Genomic DNA, 13,889 nt, shown 5'->3' on the forward strand with positions numbered 1-13,889 from the left:
GATTCGCTCATACTTATGGCACTCCCGGTCGTTAAACTGAATCAGGGCATTCATGCGATGCACCTGTTTTACCGGATTGATCGCGTGCGCTGGTCGCAATTGCCGACGGGCGAATCCGCCAGGGTTCGTGGCCGATTGGAGCAGCTCTGCGCCGCCAATGCTGCGGTTTCAAATCCGCGCCTGACCAGTTATGCGACCGTTGGCGGAAAAGCAGACCTGGGCTTCATGTTGTTGGCGGCGGAATTGGGGCAGCTCGCCCAGATGCATCGTGATTTGGAAGCCTGTTTCCCGCCGGGCGCGATTGAACGAGGGTTCACCTATTTGAGCGTTACCGAGCTTTCCGAATACGCGACCACCGAGGAGGACAATCGCCAGATGCTCACCGAGCAGGAAAAACTTGCGCCCGAAAGCGAAGCCTTCAGCAAACGTCTGGCCGAGTTGAACAAACGGCGCGTGGAGTACGAACATTACCGGCTATATCCCGAAATGCCGGATTGGGAGGTCATGGGGTTTTATCCAATGAGCAAACGCCGCGCTGCCGCGGATAATTGGTACCTGCTCGATTTTGCCACGCGCAAGCGGCTGATGGGCGGTCACGCGCGCGTGGGACGCAAATACGCCGGCCGGGTTTCCCAACTCATCACCGGCTCAACCGGTCTCGATGATTGGGAATGGGGCGTGACGTTGATGGCCCACCAGGTTGATGCCTTGAAGGAGATCGTCTATGAAATGCGTTTTGATGAAGTGACCGCCCGCTATGGCGACTTCGGCCCGTTTTACGTCAACTTGCGTCTGTCTCCCGCGCAGTTGTGGGAGCACCTGCATCTCTAGAATCAATGCCGCGTTGAGAGGCTTTTGTCGGCACTCTTTTTCCTCGAAATTGGGAATAAGCTGGGGAATAACCTTGGGAATAAGATTACTGCAACAAGTACTTGACCGCCGCGGCGCAAACTTTTATTCTGCCCGCAATCAAATTTGAGTCGTATGCTTGCCTTACGAAGCGATTGCGGGACACAAGCTGAAACGAAGAGCTTGTGTCCTTTCGTTTTTTGAGCCGGCGCACTCAAGCACCTCAGGAGAAAAATATGGCCAGCGGCAAAGTCAAATGGTTCGATAACAAAAAGGGGTTTGGTTTCATCGCCCAGGACTCCGGGCAGGATGTATTCGTGCATCACTCCTCGATTCAGGGCACCGGCTTCAAAACTTTGAATGAAGGGGAAGCGGTAACATTCGACATTGTTCAAAGCGAGAAAGGCCCCAAGGCCCAGAACGTCCAGCACGTCCAACCTGCCTAGGCATTCGATTTAGATTGTCACCCATCAACACCAGCCTCCTGCCAGTGGGCCGGGGGCTTTTTTCTTCAGCGCTCGAGCCTGTGCACGCAATGTCATGAGGTCTGATCCAGCCACCCAACCCATCACCAGCCTGTACGTGCATGTGCCGTTTTGCGCGCGTAAATGCGAGTACTGCGCCTTCTATTCCGAGGCCTCCAATGGCGAAATCATCGATCGCTATGTGAGAGCACTCATCCGCGAACTGGAGCTGGTGGCCGCCGAGCTCAAGCCGCGCACCGTGTTCTTCGGCGGCGGCACACCTTCGCTCTTGAACTTGCGGCAATGGGAAAAAATCCTGAAAACAATGGAACGCCTCGACCTCCTTGGAGCGGCGGAGTGGACGGTGGAATGCAACCCTGCGACGGTTTCGCTCGACAAAGCCCGGTTGCTGCGCGACTACGGCGTCAATCGCATCTCGATGGGCGTGCAATCCCTTGACGAAACTTTGCTCGAACGCCTGGGGCGTATCCACACGCGTGACATGGTGTTCAAATCCTTCGACACTTTGCGCGCCGCCGGCTTCGATAACCTCAACATCGATCTGATGTTTGCGGTTCCCGGCCAGACGATGTCGATCTGGCGCGATACGTTGACCGAAGTGATGGCTTTGGGCAGCGAACATCTTTCCTGTTACGAAGTGATTTATGAGGAAGACACACCGCTCTACGCGCAGCTTCAGGCGGGGCAGTTTGATGTGGACGAGGATTTGGCCTGCGGGATGTATGACGAGTTGATCGAACGCGGAGCGCAGGCTGGTTTTGTGCAATATGAAATCGCCAACTTCGCCCGCGACACGCGCGGTGAAAACGGAGTGTTGGCGCGTTGGAGCAATGAGGACCCGGCAATCGTCCCCTCCATCACTCCATCACTCCATCACTCCATTCCCACCCGCGCCTGCCGGCACAACATCAACTATTGGCGTGGCGGTTCGTTTTATGGGTTGGGTCCCAGTGCGACCAGTTATGTGCGCGGCGTCCGGACGAAGAACTGGTCGAACACGCAACGCTATTGCCAGCAGTTGGAACGCGGGGCGCGGGCGATTGAATCGCGCGAAGAACTTTCGCCCCTTTCACGCGCGGGCGAAATTGCGGCGTTCGGTCTGCGGATGAACGCGGGCTGGCCGTTTGCGCAATTCCAACAGATTGCCGGCAACGATCTGCGTCGGGAATGGTCAGACGAGATGAATCAGTTGGTGGGGCAGGGCTGGGGCCGGATTGACCATCATGGCTTCAGGCTGACGCGAGCCGGACTGCGGTTCGCTGATTCTGCCGCCGAGCTGTTTCTGCGCTGAAAACCTGGGCCGCCGCGCCTCAATTCAGCGTTGCCTCTCGGCGGGCAAACCATTAAACTTCACGTCATGAAGCATCAGCTCGATTTCGAGAAGCCGATTGTTGAGTTGGAGAACAAGCTGGAGGAACTTAAAAAGCACCAGGAAACCCACTCCTTAAGCGTCAATTTCCAGCAGGAAATCCAGCAGATCGAGAAGAAAATCGCCGCCACGCGCAAACAAGTCTTTTCCAACCTCACCGCCTGGCAACGCGTGCAACTGGCCCGCCACCCGAAACGTCCCTTCACCTTGGACTACCTCAAATCCACGTTTAACGATTTCAACGAACTGCATGGTGACCGGTTGTTCGCCGAAGACCGCGCCGTGGTGGGCGGGTTCGCGAAGCTGGGCGACCACAAGGTCATGGTGATCGGCACCCAGAAAGGCCGTGATACCAAGGAAAACATCATGCGCAATTTCGGCTCCGCCCACCCGGAGGGCTATCGCAAGGCGCTTCGTCTGATGCGCATGGCCGACAAGTTCGGTTTGCCGATCATCACCCTCATCGACACCGCGGGCGCGTACCCCGGCATCGGCGCAGAGGAACGTCACATTGCCGAGGCGATTGCCGTCAACCTGCGCGAGATGATGTTGTTCGAGGTGTCTATCATCGCCGCGGTGATTGGCGAAGGCGGTTCCGGAGGCGCTCTGGGCATCGGCGTGGCCGACCGCGTTCTCATCATGGAAAACGCGTACTACTCGGTCATCAGCCCGGAAGGCTGCGCGGCGATTCTTTGGAAAGACCGCACCGCGTCGGCGAAGGCCGCCCAGGCTTTGAAAATCACCGCCAAAGACCTTCTGGAATTGGGTTTTGTGGATGAGGTCATACCCGAACCGCTCGGCGGCGCGCACAATGATCCAGCCATGGCCGCAGAGAGCTTAAAGAAGCATCTACTCAAACATCTCAACCAATTACAAAAGCTCACGGGCGAGGAGCGTCTGAAGGAACGCTACGCCAAGTTTCGCGCGCATGGCCATTTTGTGGAGAAACAAACCTCCGCCGCGGCCTGAGCAATCTTCCAGTTTCGGATGGTGTTGTTCTGAATGACAGATTGAATCGTTGAGTCGATCTTCCAGGAAAATCATTCGAAAAGTTTCCATGCTCTACCCGCTGACCTTCCATCCGATTTTCAAGGAACGTGTCTGGGGTGGGCGAAACCTGGAGCGGCTTTACCGAAAACCGTTGCCGCCGGACGTTCCCATCGGCGAATCGTGGGAGATCTCCGACCGCCCCAACGACGTGAGTGTGATTGCCAACGGCCCGCTGCGCGGCAAGGACCTGCGCTGGTTGATGGAGAATCACGCGCAAGAATTACTCGGTTCAGCCAAGTCGCAGGCCGGACGCTTTCCGCTGCTGGTCAAGATTCTCGACGCCCAGGAGAAACTTTCTTTGCAAGTGCATCCTCCAGCATCCGTCACCGCGCAACTCGGCGGCCCGCCCCGTGGAATAATGAGCCCATCCAGTGCGGCGGCGGTCCTGCCTTCTATTCCACGGGGCGAGCCGAAGACGGAGATGTGGTACATCGCCGACGCCACGCCCGACGCCGAACTGTTCGTCGGCCTGAACCGCGGCGTCACGCGCGCACAGTTCGAACGCAGGATTCGAGATGGCACGGTCGCGGAGTGTTTTCATCGACTGCGCGTGCGAACGGACGACGCCATGTTCTTACCGAGTGGGCGTGTTCACGCCATCGGCGCGGGCAACGTCATCTTCGAGATCCAACAGAACTCGGACACGACGTATCGCGTGTTCGACTGGAACCGCCTGGGTTTGGACGGCAAACCACGCCAACTCCACATCGCCCAATCGCTGGCCAGCATCAATTTCAACGACTTCGAACCGTCGCTGATCCAAAGTCAATGGACACCAATGGGCGATGGACAAACGCGTCGTCTGGTTGACGACCCGCTGTTTCGAATTGATGCGTTGGAAATTCGATCCGGTAACGCCATGCTCTTGCGAAAACCCGGGCTGAGGATAATCGGCTTGTTGAAAGGCCGATTGATCGTCGGAAGTGACGCGCATTCCGTTGAATTGCTGCCCGGCCAAGTTTGTTTGCTGCCCGCCGGATTGAAAGTAGCGGAATTGCAGGGCGGATCGGATTGCACTTTTCTGCAGGTTCAAGTCAGTTGACCCTGAGTCGCCACTCAGGAAACTCTTCGAAAAAGTTTGCCCCTTGATATTGTCAGCCAGTTGACTCATCTTCTTCACGCGATGGATATTTAACCGCGAAGATCTGCTGATGTGGCCTTCAGGACCGGCTTCTTCAAGGGGTTCTCTGCGGGTTTCAAGTCGCCGAACAAATGCCGCCCGGACTTAAATCATTTTTGCAAAGCTGGCTCATCAACACGCTGGCCGTGCTGGTCGCCACCCAAATTGTCAAAGGGATTCACTACGACAGTTGGGATGGCTTGCTGGCGGCCACGCTGGTGCTGGGCATTCTGAACGCGATTCTGCGGCCGTTACTGTTATTGCTCTCGCTGCCGTTGGTCATTCTCACACTCGGGTTGTTTACGTTGGTGATCAATGCGGTGCTGCTTTATCTTGTGGGCGGACTTATCCCGGCGTTTCACGTCGATAGCTTCGGCTACGCCTTGCTGGGCGCGCTCCTCATCAGCATCGTGTCCGTAGTGCTCAATACGCTGACGGGCACGGGCAAATCGCGAATTCAGGTGCACCGTAGCAAACGCCCGCCCGACCGCGATGATGACGGCCCGGTGATCGATGTGTAACCGTTGGAGTTCAAGCTTCAGCTTGCTTTTGTTGCATCGACCGACACTGACGCCCAAAAAGCTAAAGCTTGAACTCCAATCGATAGGCCGCCCGCCGCGTGGCGACGCCGCGCGCATGAAAATTCCGCTCGAAGTCGGTGAGCACTGCGCTCAACGACTCCGGAGTTTCGACCAACCGAAAGGACGAGTTGGCCGCAAAGACGGTGACCATCTGAGAGAAATATTCTTCATCATCCGTGCGCAAATAAAGCACCCCGCCGGGCGCAAGCGCCCGTCTCGCCAGTTCCGGAAACCGTGCGTCAATCAGCCGGTTCTTGCGGTGTTTCCGTTTCGGCCATGGGTCGGGAAAGTAAACGTGCAGCGCCACGGCAGATTGTGGTGGCAACAAATATTCCAGGAAATAGGCCGACTCGATGCGCAGCCCTCGCAAGTTATGCAAGCCGGCGCGCAGACCCTTGCGGTCGAGTTTTCGCAGGCGACCGAGCAATCGCTCCACACCGAGGTAATTATGGTCGGGGTGTGCGTTGGCGTAGTTCACCAGGAATGATCCGTCGCCACTGCCCAGCTCCACTTCCAACGGCTGGCTTTGCGGAAAGAGTTGCGCCAGATCGAGCCGCTCCACGATGGAGGGGATTTGGTAGATCAGACTGGTCGCCGCAACGAGTTTGGTAATCGAGCCTTCATTCATGCCGTTGTTTCAACGTGCGACGCGCAGCCTCATGAGTATTCATCCGCCGGGAAACCAACGGTTGCGCAAACTCGCAACCGGCAACCTGCAACCTGTGACCAAATGAATGGTCGGGGCGGTGAGATTTGAACTCACGACCTTCTGAACCCCATTCAGACGCGCTACCAAGCTACGCTACGCCCCGAACCATTTCGCCCGTCATACAACCGAGCGAGCCGGAATACTACTGCGACCCATCTCAAATTCAACAAGAAGATTTCGCTCAGACGCGTTCCTATGGCACGGCGGAGCGCGGACAGCCTTGTCCGCGCGTTCTCAACTGGTAGGCGGCATTTCGAGGACAAGACTGTCCGCGCTCCGGCGTGGTGAAGGCCCATCAAGCACTCGTTTGTTTCTTCCGCACGAATGTATGCGTCGGATGTCCGTAAAAAACTTCCGCGCACTCCATCAACGTCTCGGACAACGTGGGATGCGGATGCACCGTCAATGCAAGGTCCTTCGCCGTCGCGCCCATCTCGATGGCCAGCACGCCCTCCGCAATCAGCTCCCCTGCCCCATGGCCCACGATGCCGACGCCGAGAATGCGTTCGGTTTCGGGATCGATGATCAACTTCGTCAGTCCGTCGGTCCGATCAAACGTCAACGCCCGACCGGACGCCGCCCACGGGAATTTAACAACCTCCACCGCAATGCCCTTCTGTTTCGCTTCGACTTCGGTCAAGCCACACCAGGCAACTTCCGGATCGGTAAACACCACGGCGGGGATCACGACACCTTCAAACGCGCTCGCGCCACCGCTGATGACTTCGACGGCGATGCGCGCCTCTTTGGAGGCTTTATGCGCCAGCAACACACCGCCCGCGATATCGCCAATCGCGTAAATCGCCGGGTCGCTCGTTTGTTGTTTCTCATTCACCTTGATGAAGCCCTTGTCGTCGCACGTCACCTTGGTGTTTTCCAAGCCGAGGTCATCGCAATTCGGCACGCGCCCCACGGCAACCAGAACGCGATCGTAGAGTTCCTCCCTCTTCTGCCCTTCGACCTCCAACTCGACTTTGATCTGCTTGCCACTCGTGGCCATCTTCAAGACCTTGGCCTTGACGCGAATTTCTTTGAACGCCTTCTTCGCGTAAGCCATGACCGGGCGGGCAAGATCAGGATCAGCACCCATCAGAATCGAATCCAATGCTTCCACCATCACGACCCTGCTGCCCAGCGTGGCATAAACCGTCCCCAACTCCATGCCGATGTAACCGCCGCCGACCACCAAAAGATTTTCAGGGATTTCCTCAATGTCCAGCGCTTCGCGCGACGTCATGATGCGCGGATTGCCCAGATCAAATGCCTTGGGCATGGCGGACTTCGAACCGGCGGCGATGATGGCCTGGTCGTAAGTAATGAATTTTTGTCCCTCCTCTGTTTCTACGCGCAGAGTTTTGGAGTCTTCAAAATAACCCCGGCCATAGACCACTTCCACGCCGCGCATCTTGGCCAGTTGCGCAATGCCGCCGGCAAGCTTTTGCAGAATTGATTCCTTCCATTCGCGAAGCTTGGCCAAGTCGATCTTCGGCGCTTCAAATGTAATGCCGCGATGACTCGATTCCTGCGCTGCGGTGATCGTGTGTGTCGCGTGCAACAATGCCTTCGACGGAATGCAACCGCGATTCAAGCACACACCGCCGAGACGTTTGTCACGTTCGACGAGAATGACTTTCTTGCCGAGGTCGGCGGCGTAAAACGCGGCGGCATAACCGCCCGGGCCGGCACCGACGACCACGATTTCAGTTTTGATTGGGTCCATAGAGGAATTGGAGTGATGGAGTGTTGGAGTATTGGGGGGAATTGAGCGTTGGAGTTGTGGAGTATTGGTTTTTAGCCGTAGGTGACGTTGCTTTCTTTGATGACCAGATGATCGATCCAATCGCCGTCCATTTCCTTTCGCTCCAGACTTTCCACGAGTTTCAGCAAGCCGTTTTCGAGTTTGTAGGCCAGCGAGTTCAAGCGGTCGAAATCCAATTCGCCTAGTTGCTGGGCCTTTCGATACGCATACAAACCGGAGACTGTTTCGCCGAGCGAACCCAAGGCGAAATTCAGAAATTGGAGATACTCACGCAGCGAACGCCGGCAGTAGCCCTCGGCGATGTTGCGATGCACCGAATCCGCGGAGGCAATGGCTTGGGAGGCGACTCGCTTCAACTCATACGGGAATGCCCGGAAAACCGGACACGTCATGGCGTAATACTCAATCGCATCCTGCCACACGCGCAATTGCTGGTAACCACGGTTTTTGTCCTTGTATTCAGTCATAGTTAAATGGAGTGACGTTATTCCAGCGATGGAGATATCGAGAAACTGCCGCGTCTTCGGTTCAACACTCCATCACTCCATAACTCCACCACTCCGTTCATATCTTTACATCCGCTTCTGCGAAATTCTCCAGCGCTTGCACCAGGTCCACTGTGAAGCGCGCCGCTGTGCCGCCGTCGATCACGCGATGGTCATACGAAAGTCCGATGGGCAACATCATGCGCGGCACGATTTGTTTGTCTTTGACGACTGGCTTCAGAACCCCGCGACCCAGGCCGAGAATGGCGACCTCCGGTTTGTTGATGATGGGCGTGAAGTGCGAACCGCCAATACCGCCCTGATTCGAGATGGTGAACGTGCCGCCCTTCAGTTCATCGAGCGAAACTTTACGGTCGCGGGCCTTCTGCGCCAGCGCCTCCAGTTCCTTCGAGAGATCGAGCAGGCTTTTCTTATCGACATCGCGAATCACAGGAACAATTAAACCCGCCTCCGTATCAACCGCGACGCCGATGTGGTAATACTCCTTCAAAAGGACTTCCCCGGCGGCTTCATCGAGGCTCGCATTGAAGCTCGGATGCTTTTTCAACGTTGCCACAACGGCCTTCAACGCAAACGGCGTCAACGTCAGCCGCGCTCCTTTTTGTTCGTAAGCCGGGGCGTACTTCTTCCGGAGTTCGAGTAACGCGGTGATGTCGGCGTCATCGAACTGCGTGACATGCGGAATCGTGTTCCAATTCTCCGCCATTCGCCGGCTGATGACCTTGCGCAGCGATGACATGGGCTTCTTGGAAATTTCGCCCCACTTGGAAAAATCGACCACTTCTGCAGTCGCCTTTTGCGCAGGTGCAGCGGAGGGCTTGGGTTGCGCCGTCAGTTTTTGCAGGCGCTGGACGTAAGCCCGGAGATCAGCCATCCCGATGCGCCCGCCGCGCTCACTGCCGCGCACCCGGGTCAAGTCGATGCCGAGTTCACGCGCCGCCTGCCGAACTGAAGGCGATGCTGCCGCCGGCAGATCGGAGGTCGGAAGTCGGAGGCCAGAGGTCTGACTTCTGTCCTTTGTCGTCTGTCGTCTGTCCTCTGCAGCTTCAGGCGTTTCTGGTTTTGATGGAGGCTCTTCTTCGGCAGACACTGCCGGTCTCGCTTCGGCCTGTCCCCCGCCCCGCTGAATAACCGTGGGTTCATCCTCTGCAGTAGGTGCGCCGTTTATTCCACGGGGCGAGGCGGCAACCGTAAGGATGCGCTGGCCGACGCTGAGTTTGTCGCCTTCCTTGACATGGATTTTGGTGATAACACCCGCGACGGTGGAAGGAATAGGCGCAACGGCCTTTTCATTCTCCAACTCCAGAAGAGTTTGATTCAGTTCAATCCGGTCGCCTTCCTTGACCAAAAGGCTGACCACGGTGCCGGAATCCGCACCTTCACCAAGTTTGGGTAACTTCACGTCCATAAAAATCAAGCTGTCGCCATCCGCGAACACTCGCGGAAAAGAAGAAATTGGGAAAGCAGAAAGCAGAAATCCATACAAGATTCAAAAAGCAGGTGGCAGCCGTTCGCCAATTCAAAGGAGGAGATTAACAGCGAACCATTCAGATTCAAACCGCGAACCACACGAACTACGCGAACGGAATTCCTGAAAAACTTTTTGCTTATTTGGCGTATTTCGCGGTTAATTTCTGTTTTCAAACGCGGGGCAAACGCTAAAGGAAGGCAAGACCAGTGTCATCAGGAAAGAGCCGAAGGCGAAGTTTCGTTCGGCATAGAGGGCCTAACGACCCATTTTCTGAAACCATTCTTACGAAGCCGTATTCCGTCCGCCTTTTGCTCGGCTCAACAAATGGTCCACACTCCATGAACCGCCACCCGCGACCGCCAGGTAGAGAAACACAAAGCTGTACAACACTGCCAATTCACCGCCGTTTACCAAGGGCAAGAACCCGCGTGACGCATGTGCCATGAAGTAAGCCACGGCCATCTCGCCCGACAGAATGAATGCGACGAACCGGGTGGATAGGCCAAGCAGAATAAACAGACCTCCGAAGAACTCGAGCACCCCGGCCACGCCCATCACCGATAACAGAACGAACGGCGCAGGATGCTGGCTTAAAGGTATGCCAAATAACTTTTGGCTTCCATGCTGCGTGAAGAGCAACGCCAGCGCGATTCGCATTATGCCAAGCACACGTGGCGACCATTGCGCGGAAAGAGAGTTTAGATTAGTCATAGGCGCTCTGATAACAGAAAGGTCCGTTTGGAACCAAGCGCGATGATACGCCCAACAACCAATCTAGATTGTCTGAAGTTATTCAGGGCTAGCGAGACAAGCGCCTGAGCAAGCTCCACGCCCAAAAACATAGGGCGGCGGTCGCGACGGTGAGGAGAAGAAACACGGGGTCCGTCGCCAGGTGCGACCCTTCCGCGAATATACGCCAGACATGCGCCAAGGTGATCAATCCAAAAACCGTGCCGGTGGTTATGAGATATGCCTTCATCAGAATTGTGTCTCTGTGTTTAACGGATGGCGAGGACGCTCCGCGCGACTACCTCAAACAAAAGTTCAGACTGCCCTCCGCGCTCCGGTCCTTCCCATCCTTTGGTGGTTAGCACCCCACCCGCCTGCGGGGCGTGGCAATAACTCGATAAGCTGACTTGCGCTGAGCGCGTGCATGCGGTTCCATTAGTGGCGACGGGCGGCGGCACGTAAACCGGCCTGCCATTGGTGTCATCAAAACCCGTTGGTTAGCTTGGTTCCGCAGCCGCCGTGCAAGTCACTGGTGAGAACCCACGGCCTGACCGCCGCGCGTTCATCCCGCTCAGGAGATTGCTCCACTTGCTGCTTTGACGCTGCGGGCCGTCCGCCCCTCACCAACACCGGATCAACGAAAGGAACAGTATGAGTCCACGCTACAAAGGCAAAAAGAAAATCCCGTCCGTTTCCAAAACCGCTCCCAGCCTGCCCGTCCTCCAGCCCCACGCGGCGGGCATTGACATCGGCGCCCGCGAAATCTACGTCGCGGTGCCGCTCAACCGCGACCCCAAACCGGTGCGCGCCTTCGCCACCTTCACCGACGACCTGCAGGCGTTGCGCGACTGGCTCAAGGCCTGTGGCGTCACCGCCGTCGCCATGGAATCCACGTCCGTCTATTGGATTCCGCTCTTCCAAATCCTGGAAGCCGCCGGGATCGAGGTCTGTCTGGTCAACGCCCGCCATTGCAAGAACCTGCCCGGCCGCAAGACCGACGTGCAGGATTGCCAGTGGCTCCAATACCTCCACTCCGTCGGCCTGCTGCGCGGCAGCTTCCGCCCGCCCGAAACCGTCTGCGCCCTGCGCTCCCTGCTGCGCCATCGCGACGGGCTGGTGCGCGCCGCCGCCACCTGTGTCCACCGCCTCCACAAGGCGCTCACGCAAATGAACCTGCAACTCCAACACGTCATCGCCGATGTGACGGGCGTCACCGGTCTGGCTATTCTGGAGGCCATCCTCGCCGGTGAACGCGACCCCTCACGCTGGCCAAACTCAAGGACGGACGCATTCGCGCCAGCACCACACGATCGCCAAGAGCCTGCGGGGCGACTGGCGGGCGGAACATCTCTTCACGCTCCGCCAGACGCTGGGCACCTGGAAACATTATCAGGGGCAGATCACCGCCTGCGACGAGGAAATCGCCCGCCGGCGCCAGGGCTTTGCCGCCAAGGTGGATGTGGCCGCGCAACCGCTGCCCGCGCGCACCCGCACGCATAAATCGCCGCAGAAGAACGAGCCTCGTTTCGCGGCCCGGCAGGAACTCTACCGCACCTGCGGCGTGGACATGACCCAGGTGCCGGGCATGCAGAGCGGCACGGCGCTGGTGCTGGTGGCGGAACTGGGCCCGGACTTTGCGCAACGCTTTCCCACCGCCAAACACTTCGGCTCGTGGCTCGGGCTCTGTCCGGACAACCGGATCACCGGCGGCAAGATCATGAGTTCCTCCACGCGGGATGTGAAAAGCTGGGCGGCGACCGCCTTGCGCCTGGCCGCGCAGTGCCTGAACTCCGCGCAGAATTACTTTGGCGACCGCTACCGCCGCTGGAAGGCGCGCTTGGGAACGCCCAAGGCGATCACCGCCATGGCGCACAAACTGGCCCGCATCCTCTGGCATCTCTTCAAATACCGGGAAGCCTTCAACCCGGAAGTGTTCCGGAAGGAGGAGGAAAAGATGCAGCGCAAGAAACTCGCCCGCCTCCACAACTCCGCCGCCGCCCTCGGCCTCAAACTCGTCCCCGCCCAATGACTTACCCCATCAGCTTATCAGGAGGCCGACGGTTTATCATCATGCTTCTCATCCAAATCCTCATAACCAACGTCTCCGGCCAAACCCTCGACGATGGAAAAACGATGGGCCATGCACGCGCAAAAAATGCCAGCCGGAACACTCAAAACAATCAGACACAAAGCAATCAAATGTCTCCACGAGCCATCTGCCTGTCCCAAAAAACTCATGCCGCCAAGAGCCAACATCAGCGCTGCGAAAACTCCGCAAGCAAGCCGGTGCAGCCACAACGGTAAATAGTGATTGCGAACAAATGGTCGGCGCATAGTCGGCCTAGTCAGTATGGCTTTCGCTGGGAGCGAGAGCGGTGTCTGCTCTCCGGAGTAAGCGTGGGTTGCGAACCGAGGTGAATCGGGTTGCCGAGCCACAAGTTGTGGGACTCGCGCCCAAGACAACCGAAATGACCGAACGAACAGACACCATGAAGACCTACATACTCCGTGAGCCAAAAACTGTCGAGCCGCAAAAACACCAACCCAATCCCATCCCCCCTCCCCGCCGCCACGCTCCCGCCGTGCCGCCGCCGAAATGTCCGGGCTGCGGGCAGACGATGAGGCTGATCGGGACGGTGGCGCGCAAGCCGCCGTAAGCAGGGGCAACGTGAATCGTGAATCGTGAATCGTGAAACGGGCGCCGCGCGAAAACTGCGCGGGCGCGCGGCTGGGGCGGTGTCGGCGCGACGCGCAAAAACCGGCGCCGGAGGGCGGCGCGACGCGGGGGCGCGGGGCCAAACCGGACGGCGAACCGAAAAAACCGCGGCGGGCCGGCGCGGGTGAGGGGATCAGGGCCGCGGCCGCGCTCCGTCCGCGCGGACTGGCAGGCGACGGGAGGCAAAAGCAAAAGGCAAGGCAGAACGATGCACGAACCTTCGACGGGCGGGTTCAACCCCGGATGGAAAGGACGCTCCGCGCGATCACCTCACACAGCAAGGCCACGCCCCCTCCGCGCTCCGGTCCTTCCCATCCTTTGGTGATTAGGCGTTCGGCTCATAAACTGGATGCTCATGGTAACTCGGCAAATACTCCTCGACGACTGTCGCTCGCGGTGCGCGCAGAGAAATTTCCAAAAGTTGTGGATGGCGGGGGGTGGAGGGCATCCCAAGGGTAAATGTGTTTACGCTGCTATTGCCTTGGGGTTGAGTTCGACACCATCGACGAACTTCACTCCCGCGATCACGCGATCCAGTAACTCAT

General features: G+C 57.7%; 13 protein-coding genes, 1 tRNA gene and 1 pseudogene. 9 read left to right on the plus strand and 6 right to left on the minus strand.

The features are described 5' to 3' along the window. The first annotated feature begins 15 nt into the window (after window positions 1-15). The 6 genes from HY298_00145 (at window position 16) to HY298_00170 (ending at window position 5,394) form a co-directional block, all read left to right on the plus strand. Window positions 16-831, plus strand: coding sequence for a heme-dependent peroxidase (locus HY298_00145; GenBank protein MBI3848692.1), 816 nt, complete (start codon window positions 16-18; stop codon window positions 829-831). A 254-nt stretch (window positions 832-1,085) separates the two neighbouring features. Further along, window positions 1,086-1,295: a cold-shock protein gene (locus tag HY298_00150; GenBank protein MBI3848693.1), complete on the plus strand. Its 210-nt coding sequence runs from the start codon at window positions 1,086-1,088 to the stop codon at window positions 1,293-1,295. A gap of 94 nt (window positions 1,296-1,389) precedes the next feature. After that, the gene (gene hemW / locus HY298_00155; protein MBI3848694.1) at window positions 1,390-2,625 is read left to right on the plus strand and encodes a radical SAM family heme chaperone HemW; all 1,236 of its coding nucleotides are present in this window, start codon (window positions 1,390-1,392) and stop codon (window positions 2,623-2,625) included. 66 nt (window positions 2,626-2,691) lie between these two features. Continuing rightward, on the plus strand, window positions 2,692-3,672 hold the full coding sequence (locus HY298_00160; GenBank protein MBI3848695.1) for an acetyl-CoA carboxylase carboxyltransferase subunit alpha: 981 nt from the start codon (window positions 2,692-2,694) through the stop codon (window positions 3,670-3,672). Between the two features lie 88 nt (window positions 3,673-3,760). After that, window positions 3,761-4,795: a class I mannose-6-phosphate isomerase gene (locus HY298_00165; GenBank protein ID MBI3848696.1), complete on the plus strand. Its 1,035-nt coding sequence runs from the start codon at window positions 3,761-3,763 to the stop codon at window positions 4,793-4,795. A gap of 170 nt (window positions 4,796-4,965) precedes the next feature. Continuing rightward, entirely contained in the window at window positions 4,966-5,394 is a 429-nt protein-coding gene (locus HY298_00170) for a phage holin family protein (protein MBI3848697.1), read from the plus strand. A 61-nt stretch (window positions 5,395-5,455) separates the two neighbouring features. Here the strand turns inward: HY298_00170 and trmB are convergent, their stop codons facing one another. The 6 genes from trmB to HY298_00200 all read right to left on the minus strand — a co-directional run bounded on the left by trmB (window position 5,456) and on the right by HY298_00200 (window position 10,610). Next, entirely contained in the window at window positions 5,456-6,082 is a 627-nt protein-coding gene (gene trmB / locus HY298_00175) for a tRNA (guanosine(46)-N7)-methyltransferase TrmB (protein MBI3848698.1), read from the minus strand. A gap of 107 nt (window positions 6,083-6,189) precedes the next feature. Then, window positions 6,190-6,266: transfer RNA gene (locus HY298_00180), tRNA-Pro, on the minus strand. 192 nt (window positions 6,267-6,458) lie between these two features. Next, window positions 6,459-7,883 carry a dihydrolipoyl dehydrogenase gene (gene lpdA, locus HY298_00185; protein ID MBI3848699.1) on the minus strand — a complete coding sequence of 475 codons (1,425 nt, stop codon included), beginning with the start codon at window positions 7,881-7,883 and terminating at the stop codon, window positions 6,459-6,461. Window positions 7,884-7,954: 71 nt separating this feature from the next. After that, the gene (locus tag HY298_00190) at window positions 7,955-8,389 is read right to left on the minus strand and encodes a four helix bundle protein (GenBank protein MBI3848700.1); all 435 of its coding nucleotides are present in this window, start codon (window positions 8,387-8,389) and stop codon (window positions 7,955-7,957) included. A gap of 97 nt (window positions 8,390-8,486) precedes the next feature. Further along, entirely contained in the window at window positions 8,487-9,836 is a 1,350-nt protein-coding gene (locus tag HY298_00195; protein ID MBI3848701.1) for a 2-oxo acid dehydrogenase subunit E2, read from the minus strand. Window positions 9,837-10,181: 345 nt separating this feature from the next. Further along, a complete protein-coding gene (locus HY298_00200) occupies window positions 10,182-10,610 on the minus strand; it encodes a DoxX family protein (GenBank protein ID MBI3848702.1) in 429 nt (142 codons plus the stop codon). A gap of 699 nt (window positions 10,611-11,309) precedes the next feature. On the opposite strand from HY298_00200, the pseudogene HY298_00205 reads away from it, so the two are divergent. From HY298_00205 to HY298_00215, 3 genes and pseudogenes are all read left to right on the plus strand, one after another. After that, a pseudogene (locus HY298_00205) lies at window positions 11,310-12,657 on the plus strand (IS110 family transposase). Next, window positions 12,654-12,932 carry a hypothetical protein gene (locus HY298_00210; GenBank protein MBI3848703.1) on the plus strand — a complete coding sequence of 93 codons (279 nt, stop codon included), beginning with the start codon at window positions 12,654-12,656 and terminating at the stop codon, window positions 12,930-12,932. Before HY298_00205 ends, HY298_00210 begins: the two are co-directional and overlap by 4 nt. Before the next feature lie 185 nt (window positions 12,933-13,117). Further along, entirely contained in the window at window positions 13,118-13,285 is a 168-nt protein-coding gene (locus tag HY298_00215; GenBank protein ID MBI3848704.1) for a hypothetical protein, read from the plus strand. The last annotated feature ends 604 nt before the right edge of the window (window positions 13,286-13,889 follow it).

The organism is Verrucomicrobiota bacterium (genome assembly GCA_016200005.1).
Lineage (GTDB): Bacteria > Verrucomicrobiota > Verrucomicrobiia > Limisphaerales > PALSA-1396 > PALSA-1396.